Below are 17,952 nucleotides of genomic sequence, written 5' to 3'. Positions count from 1 at the left end.
GACACCCGCTGACGCTTGACGCCGAGAGTCGCCGTTCGCGCCGAGAGGCGCCCCTCTGCAGGGCTATCTCGGTGCGAACGGCGACTCTCGAGCGGGCGCGCGGGCGCGCGGGGCGTGCCTAGAGCACTTTGGAGAGGAAGGCTTGGGTGCGCTGGTGCTGCGGATTCGCGAGCACTTCGCGCGGGTCGCCCGACTCGACGACCACGCCGCCGTCCATGAAGACGAGCGAGTCCGCCACCTCGCGGGCGAAGCCCATCTCGTGCGTGACCACGATCATGGTCATGCCCGACTTCGCGAGCCCCTTCATCACATCCAGCACTTCCCCGACCAGTTCGGGGTCGAGCGCAGAAGTCGGCTCGTCGAACAGCATCAGCTTCGGCTCCATGGCGAGAGCGCGCGCGATCGCGACCCGCTGCTGCTGGCCACCGGAGAGGTGCGCCGGATAGTGGTCGCCTTTGGTGCCGAGCCCCACGCGCGTGAGCAGTTCCTCGGCCCGCGCGACGGCCTGCGCCTTCGGCACGCCCTTCACGTGGATGGGCGCCTCGATCACGTTCTCGAGCGCCGTCATGTGCGGGAACAGGTTGAACCGCTGGAACACCATCCCGATGTCGCGCCGCTGCCGTGCGGCCTCCTTCGGCTTCAGCTCGTACAGCTTGTCGCCGCGCTGCTGGTAGCCGACCAACTGGCCGTCGACCGAGAGCCGGCCGGCGTCGACGCGCTCGAGGTGGTTGATGCAGCGCAGGAAGGTCGACTTGCCCGAGCCGCTCGGTCCGACGATGCAGAGCACTTCACCGGGCTCCACCGACAGCGAGATGCTCTTGAGCACCTCGTTCGAACCGAAGCTCTTCGAGACGCCCTCTGCGAGAACCATGGGCGTGCCGCTCATCCTTTTCCTCCAACGTCGTTGCCGTCGATGACGGGTGTCGCGCCCGTGAGCGCGATGCCGTCGTTCTTGTCCGCTCGACGTGCGCCGACACCGCGCGAGAACCGCTTCTCGAGGAAGTACTGGCCCACCATCAGGATGGAGGTGAAGAACAGGTACCAGAGCGACGCGACGATCAGCAGCGGGACCGGAGTGAACGTCACCGCCGAGATGTCGCGTGCCACACCGTAGAGGTCGGTGGTGAGCGGGATCGCCGCCACCAGCGACGTCGTCTTCAGCATCGAGATGACCTCGTTGCCGGTCGGCGGGATGATGATGCGCATCGACTGCGGCACCACGATGCGCCGCATGGTCAGCCCCCACGACATGCCGAGGGCGATCGCCGCCTCCTCCTGGCCGCTGTCGACCGAGAGGAGTCCGGCGCGCACGATCTCGGCCATGTACGCCGCCTCGTTGAGCGACAGGCCGATGATCGCGATCACGAAGGTGTTCAGTGCGAAGTTGTCCATCAGCACGATCGGATCGTGGAGGATGCCGCGACCCAGCTCGATCGTCGGGTAGATCAGTGCGATGAGGCCCCAGAACACGAGCTGGACGTAGATCGGTGTTCCGCGGAAGAGCCAGAGGTAGAGCCACGCGACCGACTTGACCACCGGGTTCGGCGACAGGCGCATGATCGCGAGGAGCAGGCCGAGGATGATCGCGATGATCATCGAGATCACGGTCAGCTCGAGGGTGACGAGCGCAGCGGCACTGATGCGCTTGTCGAAGAGGTATTTGCCGACGGTCGGCCAGCCGTAGGCCTCCCGGTTGGCGGCGTCGAGCACGAAGAGCACGACGATGACGATCAGCGCGACGGCGACGAGGGTGCGCCACGGGTGGCGCAGCTTGATCGCCTTGATGGGCTGTGAATCGTGGCCGCCGCCCGGCGACGGCACAGTGGCCGTCACCGGACGGTCCTGGTCACCCAGGGACATTATCGATCAGCCTTTCGACGCGGCGTTGAAGTCGATGGTCTTCACGCCACCGTCGGCAACACCCCACTTGTCGAGGATCTTGCCGTACGTGCCGTCATCGACGAGCGCCTGGACGGTCTTCTGCAGGACCGGGCCGAAGTCCGAACCCTTGGCGACCGGGATGCCGTAGGGCGCGACGTCGAACGTCTTGCCCGCGGTCTGGAGCTTGCCACCGGTCTGCGCGATCGCGTAGAGGGTGACGGGCGAGTCGGCGCTCATCGCGTCGACCTGACCGAGGACGACCGCGTTGGTCGCCTGGTCCTGGGCGTCGAAACGGAAGACCTGGATGGCCGGCTTGCCCTTGTCGGTGCAGGCCTTGGACTTCGCAGGCACCTCGTCGGTGTCTTCGAAGGTGGTCGACTGGACGGCGACCTTCATTCCGCAGGCGTTGTCGGGATCGACCGTCTTGCCCTTGGCGGAGGCCCACTGGATACCGGCCGAGTAGTAGTTGATGAAGTCGACCTGCTTCTCGCGCTCGGTCGTGTCGGTGAACGACGACATGCCCATGTCGTCCTTGCCGCCGGTGATGCTCGGGATGATGTTGTCGAACTTCGCGATCGCGTAGTTGATCTTGACGCCGAGCTTGTCGCCGATGGCGTTGGTCAGGTCGACTTCCCAACCGGCGGGGTTGCCGTTGTCGTCCTTGTACTCGTTGGGGGCGTACGTGTCGTCCATGCCCACTGTGATGGCACCGGCGGTCTTGATCTTGCTGGGGAGCGATGCCGCGAGCGTCGCATCCTTCGTCACGCCGTAGGCGTTGCCGCTGGTCGACGGGGAATTGCTGCTCGACGGGGTCGAGTTGTCGACGCAGCCGGTCAGCGCGAGCGCTGCGATTGCGAGCAGCGCAGGGGCTGCATAACGGGTTCGCATATGTGTGTATTCCTTCTCTTGGTTGCAGGTTCGGGAGAATCGCGGTGAGTGGAGCCTACCTCAGCGCTGGCGCCGACAATCAACCTAATTCACGCGTGCAACGCAGCTTTTCGCAGAGATTTCCGGCAGATTTCGCGATTAGTTGCATTCAGGTGCCGCAGGGCGTGACGAAGTGTGAAGTTTTCTTGTTGTGACGCGCACGTGCCCGGCATATCGTCGGTGGGTGCCCGTTTTGCCTAACGATTTCGCATCGACGGCGACCGTCATCCACTCGAGTCCGGACGACCCGCTGGCTGCTCCGCTCGTGGAGGAGCTGTCGCGCGAATACGACGAGCGCTACGGCTTCAATGACGGCATCCCGTCGTCGGCGGAACTGTCCCGGTATCCGGCCGAGCGATTCCACGAATCGACGGGCGGCGTCTTCCTTCTCCTCCTCGTCGACGGCGCTCCCGTGGCCGGCGGCGCCTTCATGCGCATCGACGACGAGACGGTCGAGGTCAAGCGGGTGTGGACCCATTCCGGCCACCGCCGCAAAGGCCTGGCGCGACGGGTGATGGCCGAGCTCGAGGCTGAGGCCGTGTCCAGGGGGGTCCGGCGGATCGAGCTCACGACCGGCGCCCGGCAGCCGGAAGCGGTGGCGCTCTACCTCTCCCTCGGCTACCGCCCGCTCTTCGATCTGGATGCGGACTACGAGGCGATCGGCTACCTCACGTTCGAGAAGGACCTGCCGGTGACCGCCCGCTGAGGCGGCGCCACGGCTCAGGCATCACGGCTCAGGCGCGCGACGGGAGCGGTGCGATCGTGGCGACGACTGCCGGCACGAGCTCGGCTGCTGCGAGGCCCGAGTTCACGGCCTCGTCGACGCGGGCGAACAGGGGCCCGGTCCCGGCGCCGCTCGGCCGCGCATCCGTCACACGAAGGAGGTCCGCCGCATGGAGGGCTTCGATCGCCACGAGTTCGTCGACGAGCGCGGCCGAACGCTCAAGGAGCTGGAGGGCCAGCGGGGCGAGGGATGCGTGGTCCTCGACACCGGAGAGCGTCGTCACCCCGAGCGTCGCGGGAGCCGCGAGCTGCCGCACCTCGGCGAGCGCGGCCGCGGCGGAATACGCGAGCAACCCGGGCACCCGAGTCGTCCCCAACCGCCGCGCCGGGGTGAGCGTGCCGGAGAGCGCGGAGATGCGCCGCTCCGTCGCCGAGGCGACATGTGCGAGCGCCAGCCGGACGTTCTCGAGGGCGAGCGCCAGCGGAACCGCCTGGAAATTGCCGCCCGAGACCATCCGCCCGGTGACTGCGTCGACAAGGGGGTTGTCGGATCGGGCGGCCAGTTCGAGATCGATCTCCGCCAAGGCGCGGTCGACGGCTTCGCGCAGCGCGCCGTGGATCTGGGGAACCGTGCGGAACGCGATCGGGTCCTGCACGGTGACCGTTCGACCGGATGCGGTGAGGGCACTGCCCTCGAGTGCGGACCGGACGCCCTCGGCCGACGCACGCTGACCGGCGCCGCCGCGCGCATCCGCTATCTCCGCGCTGAACGCACTCAGGTTGCCGGCGGGACCCGCCGCGCCCACCGCCTCGAGCGACAGCGCGACGACCGAATCCCAGGGGCTGACGCGATGCGCGAGCGCCGACAGTACGAGGGCGCCCACGCCGACGCTGTAGGCGTTCGAGCTCAGCACGGCGAGACCCTCGTGTGGGGCGAGGACCACGGGCTCGAGCCCAGCGGCCGCCAGCGCCTCCTCGCCGGAGACGACGACGCCGTCGATGAAGGCGCGTCCGCTCCCGGTCACAACAGCGGCCACCTCGGCAAGGTGGGTGAGGTCGGCGGCCCCGACCGATCCGCGGGCAGGAACGACGGGATGGACGTGCGCGTTGAGGAGGTCGGCGTACGCCTGTGCGAGTTCGACGCGCACCCCGGATCCGCCTCGTGTGAAACCGATGAGGCGGGCGGCGATCAGGGCACGGGTCTGCCGCTCCCCGAGTGCGTCGCCGACCCCGCCGCGATGGTTCGCGATGACCACGCGCTGGTAGTCGAGCAACTCGTCATCACCGACCCGGTCGTCCCGGCCCGCGCCGAGCCGGGTGTTGAGCCCATAGACCGGGCGTCCGTCCGCGATGGCCGCCTCGACGACGGCGCGGGACGCCTGGATCGCCTGGAGCGCATCCGCACCGAGCTCGACCCGAGCACCGCCTGCTATCGCGACGAGGTCGGCGGTGGTCGGAGCGTCGGCACCCAGCGTGACGGTCTCCGCGGGCACTGCTAGAACTCCAGCAGGTTGGCCCGGAGTCCTGAGCCGCCGAACCCGGTGCGGATCAGGCCACGGCGCCGCAGAGCGGGCACGAGCGGGTCGAGGGTTCGGTGCACGTGCGCCGGATGCACCTGGCCGGTGAACAGGAACCCGTCGCCGCCGACCGCCTCGCCCAGCTCGCCCAGGTGGTCGGCGATCTCGTCGGCGGTCCCGACGATCGCCAGGCCGTCTTTGCGCGCGCGCAGCTGGAGGATCTCGCGCAGGGTCGAGCCCGCGGGAGCCGAGTTCACGAAGTTGTCGAGTGTGCCCTGGTTGCTGTTCGTCGTCACCGCGGGCAGGGGTGCATCGAGATCGAACGTCTTGAAGTCGACGCCGGACAGGTACGAGATCGACTGAAGCGCCTCGTCGATCGCCGACTGGGTCAGCTCCGCGCGGGCGGCCTTCACGGTCGCGGTCTCCTCGGCGTTCGCCGTGACGACCGGGTTGACCACGAAGAGCACCTTCACCGCGTCCGGATCCCGTCCGTTCGCCGCGGCGACCTCGCGGATGGAGTCGCGGTAGTCGCGCATCCGTTCGGGAGTGGAGGCGAGGGCCAGAATGACGTCGGAGTTCTTGCCCGCGAAGTCCCGACCACGACCGGAGGCCCCGGCCTGCACCATGACCGGCTCCTCCACCGGTGGCACGGTGTTGAGCGGACCGCGCACGCGGAAGAACCTGCCATCGTGGTTGATCGGCCGCACTTTGGTGAAGTCGGCATAGACGCCGCGCTCGGTGTCTTCGAGGACCGCATCCGCATCCCAGCTGCGCCAGAGGCGGCGGACCACGTCGACCCACTCGTCGGCGCGGTCGTAGCGGAGGTCGTGCTCGACCTGCTTGTCGAGCCCGTAGTTCTGGGCGGCGAGATCCGATCCGCTGGTGACGACGTTGAAGCCCAGGCGGCCGCCCGCGAAATGCTGGAGGGTCGCCAGCAGCCGGGCCGCGGTGAACGGTTCGTAGAAGCTGGCGCTGAGGGTCGGCACGATGCCGAGGTCGCTGGTCGCCCCCAGCAGGTAGGGGACGAGCGGCAGCGGGTCGTGCTTCGGGACGAAGCGGGCATTGGCCAGGTTGACCTCCGCGGTGCCGCCGTAGGTGTCGGGAACCGCGACGCCGTCTTCGATGATGAACAGGTCGAACCCGCTCGCTTCGAACAAGCGCGCGGCGTCCTGGTAGACCTGCGGCTGCTTCCAGTCGTAGCCGATGCCGTAGGTGGGGTCGCCCCAGCCCTGGACGCCGAAACCGGCGCCGAGGAACCAGCCGAAATGCAGAAGGGTCATGGTCTGAAAGTACTCGCCGTCATTCGATGGATGGGGTGAGCCCGGCTTTCGCGAGCCACTCCGGGTTGTACGCCTTGGTCAGGTAGTTGATGCCGCCGTCCGGTGCGATCGCGACGACCACGGAACCCGGTTCGGCCACTGCCGCCTGCTCGAGCGCGACGGCGACGGCCAGCCCTGACGACGGGCCGAGCAGCAGCGCCTCCTCGGCCGCGAGCCGGTGGATCGTCGCGTAGACGGTGCGGTCGTCGACGGTCCGCACGTCGTCGACGAGCTCACGGTCGAACGTCGTCGGCCAGTATTCGCGCGGCCACGCCGTACCGACGCCGTCGACGACGATCTGCCCGGCAGGGTCGCCTGCGTAGGTGGAGCCTGCCGGGTTCGCGCCGATGACGCGGACGGCACCCGCGCTCACATCTTTGAGGAAGCGTCCGGCACCGCTGACCGTGCCGCCGGTTCCGATGGAGGCGACGAAGTGGGTGACGGCGCCGGCGGTCTGGCGCCAGATCTCGGGCCCCGTGGACTGGTAGTGGGCGTGCGGGTTGGCGAGGTTCTCGAACTGCGACGAGCGCCAGGCACCCGGCGTCTCGGCCGCGATGCGGTCGGCGACGGCGCGCGGGTTGGCGGGGTCGCCCGGTGCGGCTTCCCAGTCCGCTTGGACGAGGCGGGCGCCGTACGCGGTGAGCACGGCGCGCTTCTCGGCGGAGATGTCTGCGCTGTGCACGATCACCACAGGATGCCCGGTGAGGCGGCCGACGAGAGCGAGGCCGATGCCCGTGTTGCCGGAGGTCGCCTCGACGATCGTGCCCCCTGGCAGGAGGACGCCGGTCGCCTCGGCCGTGCGGATCATGTTCAGCGCTACACGGTCCTTCGACGACCCGCCCGGGTTGCGGCACTCGAGCTTGACGAGGACCCGTCCCGGCAGTCCGCGGGTCAGGGCGTGGAGCTCGACGACAGGCGTGTTGCCGATGAGCGCTGTCGCCGAATCGAGGATCCCGTCCGTTGCGCTCACCACCTCCGGCTTGCGGACATCACCGGACGCGAACAGGCCGGCCGGCCGCTCGCTCAGGTGCGTGTCCACTGTGGTCATGCGTCGACATTAGGCGTGCTCTCCGGTGCGTCCAAGGGCTGTTGCCCCGTGTTACACCTGCCCGGTCGCACCGGTCTCCACCGGACGGTCCGGATCGTTCGACCACGCCGACCAGGATCCCGGGTAGACGACACCGTCGAAGCCGGCGAGTTCGAGCGCGAGCACTTCGTGCGCGGCGGTGACGCCGGAGCCGCAGTAGGCACCGACCGGCGCATCCGTGCGCACCCCGAGGGACGCGAACCGGGCCGCGAGCCGGTCGGGCGGCAGGAAGCGGCCGTCGGATCCCAGGTTCTCGGTGGTCGGTGCACTGACCGCGCCCGGGATGTGGCCTGCTCGCGGATCCATCGGTTCGACCTCGCCCCGGTAGCGTTCGCCCGCTCGGGCGTCGAGCAGTACGCCGTCGCGGGCGACGGCGGCGGCCTCATCCGCGTTGAGCGCCGGCAGGTGGCCGTACGTCAGTCGGATGCTCCCCGGTTCCGCGGCGACGGCGCCCGTTTCGAGCGGGAGACCCCCTGCGACCCAGGATGCCAGGCCGCCGTCGAGCACCCGGACGGTCTCGACACCCGCGTGGCGAAGCAGCCACCAGGCTCGGGCTGCAGACATCGCCGAGAGGTCGTCGTAGACGACGACGGAGTCGCCCGGGTTAAGGCCCCAGCCCCTGGCGGCCGCTTGGAGCACCGCGATGTCGGGCAGCGGATGCCGCCCGTCCGTCGGGGCCCCGTGGCCGGCCAGTTCCGTGTCGAGGTCGACGTAGACGGCGCCCGGGATGTGGCCCGCCTCGTAGAGCGGACGTCCGGGCGGCCCGCCGAGCTTCCAGCGGACATCGAGGAGTCGAGGAGGTGTGGATGCAGCGAGCGCGGCGGCGAGCTTGTCCGCCTGGATCAGTGTGGGCACCCTTCTATCCTCTCGCGGCTTGCGCGCTCCTGCTCAGTGCCGCCCTCCGCTCTCCTACGCGCGACGAGGGGCGCGTCGCGGATACCGGGCGTGTCGGCTCCGTACCCCCTCCCTTGTTGCGCAAACCAAATTGGTGAGTGTACAGTCACTCACATGCCAACCGCCACTCGCACCCGAACCCCCCTCTCGACCGCCGATGCTCGGCGCGACACGGTCATCACGAGTGCGATCCAGGTCTTCGCGTCCGGCGGTTACCTCGGAACTCCGATCGCAGCGGTCGCCGAGCACGCGCGTATCTCCCCCGCTTATGTGTTCAAGCTCTTCCCCGGCAAGGAGTCCCTCTTCGTCGCGGCCCTCGACCGGTGCTTCGAACTCATCGAGGAGTCTTTGGCCCGTGGTGCCGAAGAATCTACCGGTCAGAGCCCATCTGAGATCCTTTCCGCTATGGGTGGGGCCTATGCAGAACTCATCGAGGATCGCTCGCTCCTCCTCCTCCAGGTCCACGCACAGTCCGCGGCCGAGATCCCGGAGATCGGCGACTCCCTCAGACGCGGACTCGCGGGGGTGACCCGCTTCGCACTCGACCGCTCGGGTGCGACCGATCGCGAAGTGCAGCGATTCATGGCCTTCGGGCAGCTCTGCCACTTGATCGTGACGGCCGGCCTCGAAACCATCCCTGAGGATTGGGCGCAGATCCTCACCGAGGGAATCCGTCACCCCACCCGGCACTGAATTCGCGGTCCATCAGGCCTCGCGCCAGCGAGGCCACTTCTTTCCCCTATAGAGTGACTGACCAGTCACTCACCAATCGAAAGGTCGCACCACATGTCCTCCTCCCCCGCCGACACACCCGACACTGCAACCGCCACGGCTGACCGGGCCGCAACCGCCACGGCCGACCTGCCCAGCACCGCAACTGCTTCCGTCGACACGACCCGCATCGCATCTGCCGCGGCGGCGGCTGCGGCAGCGCCCGCGGCAGAGCGACCGCGCAGCGGACACCGCTGGTGGGCGCTCACGGTTCTCGCGCTCGCACAGTTCCTCGTCGTACTTGATGCGTCCATCGTCAATATCGCGCTGCCGTCCGTCGGAAGCCAACTCCACCTCGACACCGCCGCCCTCGGCTGGATCATCACGGCCTACGTGCTTCCTTTCGGCGGCCTGCTGCTGCTTGGCGGGCGCCTGGCCGACCGGCTCGGACACCGGCGCGTCTTCCTTATCGGAGTCGCCGGATTCATTGCAGCATCGGCCATCGCCGGCCTGTCGGCCAGCGGCGGGGTGCTGTTGGGCGCCCGCGCGCTCCAGGGAGCCTCCGCCGCACTGCTGGCACCCGCATCCCTCGCGCTCGTCACCCACCTGTTCGAAGGCCGGGATCGCGCCAAAGCTCTCGGAATCTGGGGCGCCGTCGCCGGAATCGGAAGCGCAGCGGGCGTCCTCCTCGGCGGCGTGCTCACCGCCGCCTTCGGATGGCAGGCCGTGTTCTTCGTCAACGTGCCGGTCGGCATCCTCGTGATCGCCATCATCCCCGGTCTCGTCACCCGCGACCCCCGCCGCACACCCGAACGCCTCGACGTCGCAGGAGCAGCAACCGTCACCGCCGGGCTCACAGCACTCGTCGCCGCGCTCACGCAGTCCGCCCACGTCGGATGGCTGCACCCGATCACCCTCGGGCTCGCCGCGGCGGCCATCGCCCTGTTCACCGCCTTCGTCATCATCGAACGCCGAACCGCGAAGCCGCTCGTTCCTTTCACCTTCTTCCGCAACCGCGAATCCTCAGCCGGAAACCTCGTGATGCTGCTCGTCGGCGGCGCGACGACCGCCCTGTTCTTCGCCCTGTCGGTCTACCTGCAGGACGTCCTTCACTACACCGCCCTCAGCGCGGGCCTCAGCCAACTGCCCCTCGCCGGATCCCTCGTCGTCATCGCCGGAATCGTACCCGCCCTCATCAACCGCATCGGACTCCGCCCGACCCTGATCGGAGCTCTCGTCGCGCTCGCCGGCGGACTCGTCTGGCTTGCGGCGGCCGGTCCGAACGCGACGTTCCTGACCGGGCTTCTCGCTCCGAGCATCCTCATCGGAACCGGGCTCGGCGCCACCTTCGTGACCGCCACGCAACTCGCCGTGACCGGCGTCGCCCTCGGCGACTCAGGCCTCGCCAGCGGACTGGTCAACACCAGCCAGCAGATCGGGGGCGCGATCGGACTCGCGACCCTCAGCGCCCTCGCCACGGATCAGACCGCCCGGATGCTCGCTGCAGGCACCGCCCTCGACACCGCACTCGCCGACGGATTCACCTGGGTGTTCCTGGGCGCAGCCGCGTTCGCCGGGGTCGCGGCCGCGCTCACCGCAGTCGTCCGCGGCCGCGCCATCCGCTGACCGGCGCCGCGCACAGCCGCACGAAAGCCCGCCACCCCGATCCATCCCATCCCGTTCGCGCGGGTGGGGACATACCGAGGTGGCGGGCTTACGCCGTGACGGGCTACCGGCTTCCGGTCGACGCCTTCGCGTTCGACTCGTACGACGTGTTCGTCGACTCGAAGAAGTTGACCAGCTCGAGCGTGTCGTTCGCCGTCGCCATCCACTTCGCCGGGTTCGACACCTTGTACTCGGGCTCGAAACCGAGCTCCTCCAGGCGACGATCCGCCAGGTACTTGACGTACTGGTTGATGTAGTTCGCGTTGAGCCCCAGGATGCCGTTCGGCAGGAGGTCGCGGTTGTACTCCTCCTCCATCTCGACGGCGTCGAGGATCATCTGGCGGATCTCCGCTGCGAACTCGGGCGTCTGCAGGTCGGGGTTCTCCTCCAGCACCGTCAGGATCAGGTTGATGCCGAACTTGAGGTGCAGCGATTCGTCGCGCACGACCCAGTCCATGAGCGAGCCGAAGTTGCGCAGCAGGTTGCGCTGGCGGAACGACAGCGCGACCATGAAGCCCGAGTAGAACCAGATCCCCTCGAGGATCACGTTGTACGCGACGAGGTTGCGGATGAAATCCTGCTTGCCCGCCGTCGTCGTGATGTCGAGCGTCTCCTCGGTCATCCGCTTGATGAAGCGGATCTCGAACTCTTCCTTGCGCGCCATCGACGGCACGTCGATGTGGGAGTTGTATGCCGCGGCACGGTCGATCGGGAACGTCTCGAGGACGTACTCGAACGACATGCAATGGTTCGCCTCCTCCCACATCTGCTTCGCGAGGTAGAGATGCGCCTCCGCCGCGTTCAGGTACGGGTACACGCCGAACGCGAGCGCCTTGTTCACGAGGAGCTCGTTCGGGTTGAAGTAGCTCATGAGGAACGTGATCGCGTGACGTTCCTCATCCGTCATCTTCTTGAAGTCGGCGATGTCCTCGCCGAGCTGGATCTCGTTCGGGAACCAGGTGTTCGCAACCGCCTGGTCGTACAGGTCCATCGCCCACTTGTAGGTGACCGGCTTGAGAAGCAATCCTTCCTGGATTCCCGTTCCCAAAATCGCCATGGTGTTTCTCTCTCTTCTCGCTCGTTCGGGTCAGCGCCTGGACGCGACTACTGGCACGACTCGCACTGGAGTTCGTCCATCGGATCGACCGGAACGTAGTACTCCTCGACCTTGGTGCTGTTGCTCATCACTTGTCACCACCCGTCGCGAGACCTCCGAAGCCGAAACCGCGGCGGGCCGGAGCCGGAGCGGCGGCCGGTGCGGCATCCGCACCCTCGCCGGCGCCGACGGATGCGAAGCCCTTGCGAGCGGCACCGCCTGCGATCTCCTCGGCCTTGTTGACCTTGACGGTCGACTGCTCCGCCTGGTGACGCGGCTTCATGTGCAGGTAGTACGTGGTCTTCACTCCACGCTCCCACGCGGCGTAGTAGATGTCCATCATGTCGCCGAGATCGCGCGTCTCGAGGTACATGTTGCGGCTGATCGCCTGGTCGATCCACTTCTGGGCACGGGCCGCGACCTCGATGAACGAGTACGGCGAGAGCTGGAAGCTGGTCTTGTAGGTCGACTTGATGGCATCCGGGATCTCGGCGATGCCCTGGATGTCGCCCTGGCTACGCAGGATCGACTCGCGCACCTTCTCCCACAGGCCTTCCGCCTGCAGGGCGGCCACCAGGTTGCGGTTGACCTCGAGGAACTTGCCAGAGGAGGTCGACCGGCTGAAGATCTGCGAGAACTGCGGGTCGAAGCCGGGCGTGGTGCCCGCGACGAGGCCAATGGATGCGGTGGGCGCGATCGCCATCAGCGTCGCGTTCCGCATGCCGCCCTTGACCTTCGCGCGCAGGGCGTCCCAGTCGAGACGGGTCGTGCGGTTGACCTTGATCGGCACGCCGCGGTCCTGCTCGGTGAGGGCGATGCTGTCGAACGGCACCAGGCCCTGCGACCACCGCGAACCGTCGAAGTTCGGATACGACCCGCGCTCCTTCGCGAGCTCCGCGCTCTCATCGATCGCCGCATACGAGACGTGCTCCATGATCTCGTCGATCAGGTCGTATGCCTCTTCGCTCTCGTAGCTGAGGCCGAGCTTCTCGACGACGTCGGTGAAGCCCATCACCCCGAGGCCGATCGCGCGGTTCTGGGTGTTCGAGAAGTCGGCTTCGTCGACGCTCGAGATGGTGATGTCGATCAGGTTGTCGAGCTGGCGCACCGCGCTGCGCGCGCTCTCCTCGATGCGCGCCCAGTCGAACACGCCGTTCTCGAGGTGGCGCGTCAGGTTGATCGACGCGAGGTTGCAGACCGAGACGTTGTCGCGGTCCTGCGGGAGGCAGATCTCCGTGCAGAGGTTCGACAGGTGGATGGTGCCGGTGTTGTTGTTGAGGGCACGGTTGTTGATCGTGTCCTTCCAGGTCAGCCACGGGTGGCTCGTGGTCTGCAGGCTCATCAGGATCGCCTTGAACTGCTCGCGCGCGGTGATCTTCTTGAACATGTGGAGGCGACCGGCTTCGGCCTCCTCGACGTAGTGGGCGTAACGCTCGGAGAACGCCTTGCCGTACAGCTCGTTGAGGTCGGCGACCTCCAGCGGGTCGAAGAGGTACCAGGCCTCGTCGTTCTGGACGCGCTTCATGAACTCGTCGCTGATCCAGACCGCGGTGTTCGCCGTGCGGGTGCGGCGGTACGGGTCGCCGGAGTTCTGGCGCAGGTCGAGGAACTCGGGGAAGTCGAGGTGCCAGTTCTCCATGTAGAAGCAGAGAGCGCCGAACTTCTTGCCGCCGCGGCTGACCGCGCGCAGCACCGAGTCGATCGTGTGCATGAACGGGATCGGCCCGGTCGAGGTCGTGTTGTTCGAGCGGATGGGCGAACCCTGCGCACGCAGCTTGGTCACGGATAGCCCGATGCCGCCGGTGCCCTTGGTCAGCCACATGACATCGCGCACCGACTTGGCGATGTGCTCGATGTCATCCTGCATCTCCATGACGAAGCAGTTGGAGAGCTGCGGATACGCGGTACCGGCGTTGACGAGGGTCGAGCCGGCGGCCAGGTACTCCAGCTTCGACATCTTGGCGTAGAACTCGAGGGCGTGACGGGTCGGGTCGGCCTCGTTGAGCGCGAGGCCCATCGCGATGCGCATCCAGAAGAACTGCGGGACCTCGAGGGTCTCGCCGTTGCGCGCCTTGATGCCGTAGCGGTTGTTGAGGGTGACGACGCCGATGTACTTGAGCAGTTCGTCGCGGTCGGGCTCGAGGGCGGCGGCAAGACGGTCGAGGTCGTACAGCGAGGTGAAGCGCGGGTCGAGCAGCTGCTCGGAGACGCCGCGATCGATGTATCCGCGGAAGTGGCTTCGGTGCAGCGACTTGAGCTCGTCCGCCGTCTCATAGTCGCCGAGGACGCGCTTGTAGATCGTCTTGAGCAGGAGGCGCGCGGCGACGATGTCGAACGCGGGGTCGTCCTTGACGTTCTGGAGCGCCACCTGGATGACGGCTTCGTCGAGCTGCTGGGTCGTGATGCCGTCGAACAGGGTGAGTTCCAGTTCGCTCGCGATCTGGGTGACCCAGGTGATGTTCTCGTCGAGCCCCTGCGAGGCGTGCTCGATCGCCAGGTTGATCTTGTTCGCGTCGTACGGCTCACGCTGGCCGTTCCGCTTGACGACGGTGATTGCCACTTTTCTCCTCTTCCCTGCCGTTCTCTGCGAACGGCGAAACCTCACCGGATGACCCGGTCTGCTGACGCCTTCTAATCCCCTGAAATCGCTCTGTCATGCCCCAATCGTGGGGGCATTTTCCCTAGCTGCGTATCGGCGTGTGACCACTATATAGCGGGGTCTCGCGACACGCGTAACCCCACATCTAGTGGGCGTGTCATCCACAGATGTGCATAACTTCTCCGACTTATGCACACCCTACGACGCCCTACCGACAGGGGTGCCGACCGATAGACTGAGCCTCTTGTGAGCAGCTATACGAGCCTTCTGAAGACGCCCGGCGTCGCTCGTATCATCGCTGCCCAGCTCACGGCCCGCTTCCCGTTCGGCATGCTTTCGCTCGCCTTCCTGCTCCACATCGAGCGGGTGCACCACTCCTATGGCGCGGCGGGCCTCGTGCTCGGCGCGATGAGCATCGGGCAGGCGATCGCGGGACCCATGACGAGCCGTCTCATGGGCGTGCTCGGCATGAGGGCCGTCCTCTGGACGACGCTCGCGTTCTGCTCCGCTGCGATCGCCACCATCGGAATCTTCGTGCTGCCCATCCCGATCACGATGGGCATCGCGTTCTTCGCGGGGCTAAGTATGCCCCCGATCCAGCCGGCCGTCCGCACCATCTACCCGAAGATGGTCAACTCGCGCCAGCTCACCCCGCTTTTCTCCCTCGACGCGTCGGCGCAGGAGATCATCTGGATCGCAGGCCCGGTAGCGATCACCTTCGTCGCCACCCAGATCGGCACCGTCGAGGGCATCCTGATGTCGGTCGCGATCATGCTCGCGGGCGGGACCTGGTTCATCTCCTCCCCCGAGGTCGGCCGGGTGCGCATCCCCCGCAGCAAGCGGCGCTTCGGATCAGTCCTGCAGCGACCACCTGTGCTGCTCGCCACCGTGGTCGGGTTCCTGCTGATCGGGTCGTGCGCAGCGATCGAGGCCGGCGTCGTCGCGAACTTCGGCGACCAGGGCCCGGAGGCCGGCGTGGTGCTGGCGATCTGGTCGCTCGGCTCCCTCGTGGGCGGCCTCGCGTTCGGTCACGTGCCGATCGGTCCGTGGGCGACTGCGCGCCGGATGCTGCTCGTGTTCGTCGGCGTGACGATCTCGATGTTCGCGCTGGCGACGTGGTGGGGCCTCTCGCTGACGCTGATCATCGCCGGACTCGGCATCGCACCCGCCCTCGCGGTGCTCTTCTCGATCGTGTCGGCGAGCGTCAAGTTCAGCGACACGGCGGAAGCATACGGCTGGGTCGGCACGGGTCAGCTCATCGGCGCGGCCCTCGGGTCGGCGCTCGCGGGATTCCTCATCGACGCGAACGGTCCGATCGGCGCATTCTGGGCTGCGAGCGCCTTCGCGTTCGTCGGCTTCCTGGTGCCCGCGCTCGCCCACCGCTGGCATCCGGACCTGCGGGGCCGCGATGCGAGCCCCATCCCCGACACCGAGCCGGTACCCGTCCAGCCGTCCTGACCGACAGCGCCGAAATGTGACTTACGGGTTCAGTCCTGCCGCGTGTTGAGGCGAAAGCTCACCACTCGGTAGCGCCTGTGGAGAGCTCCGGACGTCGTTCTTCGGAACGCGGCAGGATGATCGAATGCCGGAACGGAAACCACTCCCCGAGAATCTCAGAGGAGGACCGTTTCAGGTCCGGGAGGCACGACAACGTGGCCTGGGGCGCACCCGCCTGCGCCAACCAGACCTTCAGCGCCCGTTTCGCGGCGTCCGCTCTCCATTGCTGGAGCCCCTCAGCCTGCGTGAGATCTGTCGTGCATCCAGGACTCACGCCACGCTGGAGTCGGCATTCAGCCATACGACCGCGGCAGAGCTCTACGGCATCCCGGTGCCATGGCGACATCAATTCCAGCCAGGGCGCGACATCCATGTCACGGTTCCGCATCCGCACCGAGCACCGCAGATGAACGGTGTGGTCGGGCATCAGCTACGCGGGCTCGAGGTGGCTTACATCGACGGTCTGCCGGTGACGACCGTCGAACAGACCTGGATCGACCTTGCCGCGTGCCTCACCCGGCGGAACTGGTCGCCGCCGGCGATTTCCCCATCTCCGGGCATTCACCCCTGGCGGCGCCGACGTCACTTCGAGAGACTGTCGCAGCACGGGCCGGGAGACGCGGATCAGCGCTCGCACGGGAGTGCCTGGTGCTCCTCCGAGCCGGAGTCGACTCGCCCCAGGAGTCCGCACTTCGACTGGCGATCATCGACGCGGGGCCTACCCGAGCCTGAGGTGAACCACGTGATCCGGACACCTTCTGGTCGATTCGTCGCCCGGGTCGACCTCGCCTTTCCCGTGGAGCGCATCGCCATCGAGTATGAGGGCGATGTCCACCGACTGGACGCGCGCCAGTTTCGGAAGGACATCACCCGGCGCGAACGCGTTGAAGATGTGTGGCACCGCATGATCCGTGTCACTCACGACGACCTCGGCCGTCCGGAGCTGATCGAGCGCATCGGTCGAGCATTGATGCGCGCGAACGGGCTGTGAGTTGTGCACCCGACACGCCGGGCACGAGGGTGCAGAACTCTCAGCTCGAGGGCGCGGCGGGTTACCAGCGCGGGTGGATCGCGGCGCGAAGGCGCCGGTCGTAGAGCGCCGCGACAGCCCCGTCGAACACAGCGCCGAGCGGACCGACGGAACCCGCCGCAGCGTTCTTCCGCGCCTGCTCGACGGACCGCGCGCCCGGGATGACGGCGCTCACACCATCCTGTTCGGCGACCCAGGCGATCGCCGCCTCCGCGGGCGTGAGCCCGGCGGGGACGAGGGTCGCGAATTCCTGGGCAGCGGCCACACCCGTCTCGAAGTCGACGCCCGAGAAGGTCTCGCCCACGTCGAACGCCTCGCCGTGCCGGTTGTACGACCGGTGATCGTCGGGCGAGAACGTGGTCGAAGCCGTGTATCTTCCACTGAGCAGCCCGGACGCGAGCGGCACCCGCGCGATGATGCCGACACCCGCATCCCGTGCAGCCGGCAGCACAGCGTCGAGCGGCTTCAGGCGGAACGCGTTGAAGATGATCTGCACGGTGGCGGTGCCGGGTCGCGCGATCGCGGTCAGCGCCTCCTCGCAGGTCTCGACGCTCACGCCGTAGGCGGCGATCGCTCCGTCGGCGACGAGCGTGTCGAGCGCGTCGTAGACGGCGTCCGTCGAGTAGACCGGCGTCGGCGGGCAGTGCAGCTGCACGAGGTCGAGCGTGTCGACCCCGAGGTTGCGGCGCGACCGGTCGGTCCACTCGCGGAACTTCGCCAGCGTGAAGTTCGACGGATCCTGCGCCTCGCGCCGCCCCATCTTGGTGGCGACGGTGACGGCGCTGCCGGGATGCGCGGACAGGAATTTGCCGATCATCTGCTCGCTGCGCCCGTCGCCGTAGACGTCCGCCGTGTCGAAGAAGGTCACGCCGGCGTCGGCGGCCGCCTCGAGCACCGCGAGCGCATCGGCCTCCGACACGTCACCCCAGTCCGCGCCGAGCTGCCACGTGCCGAGTCCGATGACGGAGACCGTGCGTCCGGTGCGTCCGAGTGTCCTGGTCTGCAT

General features: G+C 67.5%; 15 protein-coding genes. 5 read left to right on the top strand and 10 right to left on the bottom strand.

Features of this window, described 5'->3' with window-relative positions:
• Window positions 1–118 precede the first annotated feature (118 nt).
• Genes ACV7NN_RS17115 through ACV7NN_RS17105 form a run of 3 tightly spaced genes read right to left on the bottom strand, consistent with a single transcriptional unit; the run spans window position 119 to window position 2,769 of the window.
• Window positions 119–886, bottom strand: a complete 768-nt coding sequence (locus tag ACV7NN_RS17115) for an amino acid ABC transporter ATP-binding protein (protein WP_463350760.1) — start codon at window positions 884–886, stop codon at window positions 119–121.
• Window positions 883–1,860: an amino acid ABC transporter permease gene (locus tag ACV7NN_RS17110; RefSeq protein WP_463350759.1), complete on the bottom strand. Its 978-nt coding sequence runs from the start codon at window positions 1,858–1,860 to the stop codon at window positions 883–885. The genes ACV7NN_RS17115 and ACV7NN_RS17110 overlap by 4 nt, the downstream gene beginning before the upstream one ends.
• A gap of 6 nt (window positions 1,861–1,866) precedes the next feature.
• Window positions 1,867–2,769 carry an ABC transporter substrate-binding protein gene (locus tag ACV7NN_RS17105; RefSeq protein ID WP_463350758.1) on the bottom strand — a complete coding sequence of 301 codons (903 nt, stop codon included), beginning with the start codon at window positions 2,767–2,769 and terminating at the stop codon, window positions 1,867–1,869.
• Window positions 2,770–2,992: 223 nt separating this feature from the next.
• On the opposite strand from ACV7NN_RS17105, the gene ACV7NN_RS17100 reads away from it, so the two are divergent.
• Window positions 2,993–3,514, top strand: coding sequence for a GNAT family N-acetyltransferase (locus ACV7NN_RS17100; protein WP_463350757.1), 522 nt, complete (start codon window positions 2,993–2,995; stop codon window positions 3,512–3,514).
• Between the two features lie 28 nt (window positions 3,515–3,542).
• Here ACV7NN_RS17100 and ACV7NN_RS17095 read toward each other — a convergent pair whose 3' ends face one another.
• The 4 genes from ACV7NN_RS17095 to ACV7NN_RS17080 are packed head-to-tail and all read right to left on the bottom strand — an operon-like array spanning window position 3,543 to window position 8,309.
• Window positions 3,543–5,024, bottom strand: a complete 1,482-nt coding sequence (locus ACV7NN_RS17095; protein WP_463350756.1) for an aromatic amino acid ammonia-lyase — start codon at window positions 5,022–5,024, stop codon at window positions 3,543–3,545.
• Window positions 5,025–5,026: 2 nt separating this feature from the next.
• Window positions 5,027–6,328, bottom strand: coding sequence for an NtaA/DmoA family FMN-dependent monooxygenase (locus ACV7NN_RS17090; RefSeq protein WP_463350755.1), 1,302 nt, complete (start codon window positions 6,326–6,328; stop codon window positions 5,027–5,029).
• Between the two features lie 19 nt (window positions 6,329–6,347).
• Window positions 6,348–7,415, bottom strand: coding sequence for a PLP-dependent cysteine synthase family protein (locus ACV7NN_RS17085; RefSeq protein WP_463350754.1), 1,068 nt, complete (start codon window positions 7,413–7,415; stop codon window positions 6,348–6,350).
• Window positions 7,416–7,466: 51 nt separating this feature from the next.
• Window positions 7,467–8,309 (bottom strand): sulfurtransferase, encoded by an 843-nt coding sequence (locus tag ACV7NN_RS17080; RefSeq protein ID WP_463350753.1) that lies wholly within the window; start codon window positions 8,307–8,309, stop codon window positions 7,467–7,469.
• Window positions 8,310–8,462: 153 nt separating this feature from the next.
• Here ACV7NN_RS17080 and ACV7NN_RS17075 point away from each other — a divergent pair, with 153 nt between their 5' ends.
• A complete protein-coding gene (locus ACV7NN_RS17075) occupies window positions 8,463–9,041 on the top strand; it encodes a TetR/AcrR family transcriptional regulator (protein ID WP_463350752.1) in 579 nt (192 codons plus the stop codon).
• 93 nt (window positions 9,042–9,134) lie between these two features.
• Window positions 9,135–10,685 carry an MFS transporter gene (locus tag ACV7NN_RS17070; RefSeq protein ID WP_463350751.1) on the top strand — a complete coding sequence of 517 codons (1,551 nt, stop codon included), beginning with the start codon at window positions 9,135–9,137 and terminating at the stop codon, window positions 10,683–10,685.
• Window positions 10,686–10,788: 103 nt separating this feature from the next.
• Here the strand turns inward: ACV7NN_RS17070 and ACV7NN_RS17065 are convergent, their stop codons facing one another.
• Both ACV7NN_RS17065 and ACV7NN_RS17060 read right to left on the bottom strand, forming a co-directional pair.
• On the bottom strand, window positions 10,789–11,781 hold the full coding sequence (locus tag ACV7NN_RS17065; RefSeq protein WP_463350750.1) for a ribonucleotide-diphosphate reductase subunit beta: 993 nt from the start codon (window positions 11,779–11,781) through the stop codon (window positions 10,789–10,791).
• A 127-nt stretch (window positions 11,782–11,908) separates the two neighbouring features.
• Window positions 11,909–14,380, bottom strand: a complete 2,472-nt coding sequence (locus ACV7NN_RS17060; RefSeq protein ID WP_463350749.1) for a ribonucleoside-diphosphate reductase subunit alpha — start codon at window positions 14,378–14,380, stop codon at window positions 11,909–11,911.
• A 285-nt stretch (window positions 14,381–14,665) separates the two neighbouring features.
• On the opposite strand from ACV7NN_RS17060, the gene ACV7NN_RS17055 reads away from it, so the two are divergent.
• A complete protein-coding gene (locus ACV7NN_RS17055) occupies window positions 14,666–15,877 on the top strand; it encodes an MFS transporter (RefSeq protein WP_463350748.1) in 1,212 nt (403 codons plus the stop codon).
• Window positions 15,878–16,001: 124 nt separating this feature from the next.
• On the top strand, window positions 16,002–16,907 hold the full coding sequence (locus ACV7NN_RS17050) for a hypothetical protein (RefSeq protein ID WP_463350747.1): 906 nt from the start codon (window positions 16,002–16,004) through the stop codon (window positions 16,905–16,907).
• A 61-nt stretch (window positions 16,908–16,968) separates the two neighbouring features.
• Here the strand turns inward: ACV7NN_RS17050 and ACV7NN_RS17045 are convergent, their stop codons facing one another.
• On the bottom strand, window positions 16,969–17,952 hold the full coding sequence (locus ACV7NN_RS17045; protein ID WP_463350746.1) for an aldo/keto reductase: 984 nt from the start codon (window positions 17,950–17,952) through the stop codon (window positions 16,969–16,971).

The organism is Leifsonia sp. Ger2509 (genome assembly GCF_055231915.1).
The sequence above is the reverse complement of the archived record's forward strand: the minus strand, read 5'-3'. Positions and strand labels throughout refer to the sequence as shown.

Coding starts and splice junctions, on each gene's coding strand:
- ACV7NN_RS17045 (WP_463350746.1), bottom strand. CDS start 17,952: ATGCAGACCAGGACACTCGGACGCACCGGACGCACGGTCTCCGTCATC.
- ACV7NN_RS17110 (WP_463350759.1), bottom strand. CDS start 1,860: ATGTCCCTGGGTGACCAGGACCGTCCGGTGACGGCCACTGTGCCGTCG.
- ACV7NN_RS17050 (WP_463350747.1), top strand. CDS start 16,002: ATGCCGGAACGGAAACCACTCCCCGAGAATCTCAGAGGAGGACCGTTT.
- ACV7NN_RS17085 (WP_463350754.1), bottom strand. CDS start 7,415: ATGACCACAGTGGACACGCACCTGAGCGAGCGGCCGGCCGGCCTGTTC.
- ACV7NN_RS17075 (WP_463350752.1), top strand. CDS start 8,463: ATGCCAACCGCCACTCGCACCCGAACCCCCCTCTCGACCGCCGATGCT.
- ACV7NN_RS17070 (WP_463350751.1), top strand. CDS start 9,135: ATGTCCTCCTCCCCCGCCGACACACCCGACACTGCAACCGCCACGGCT.
- ACV7NN_RS17105 (WP_463350758.1), bottom strand. CDS start 2,769: ATGCGAACCCGTTATGCAGCCCCTGCGCTGCTCGCAATCGCAGCGCTC.
- ACV7NN_RS17115 (WP_463350760.1), bottom strand. CDS start 886: ATGAGCGGCACGCCCATGGTTCTCGCAGAGGGCGTCTCGAAGAGCTTC.
- ACV7NN_RS17090 (WP_463350755.1), bottom strand. CDS start 6,328: ATGACCCTTCTGCATTTCGGCTGGTTCCTCGGCGCCGGTTTCGGCGTC.
- ACV7NN_RS17065 (WP_463350750.1), bottom strand. CDS start 11,781: ATGGCGATTTTGGGAACGGGAATCCAGGAAGGATTGCTTCTCAAGCCG.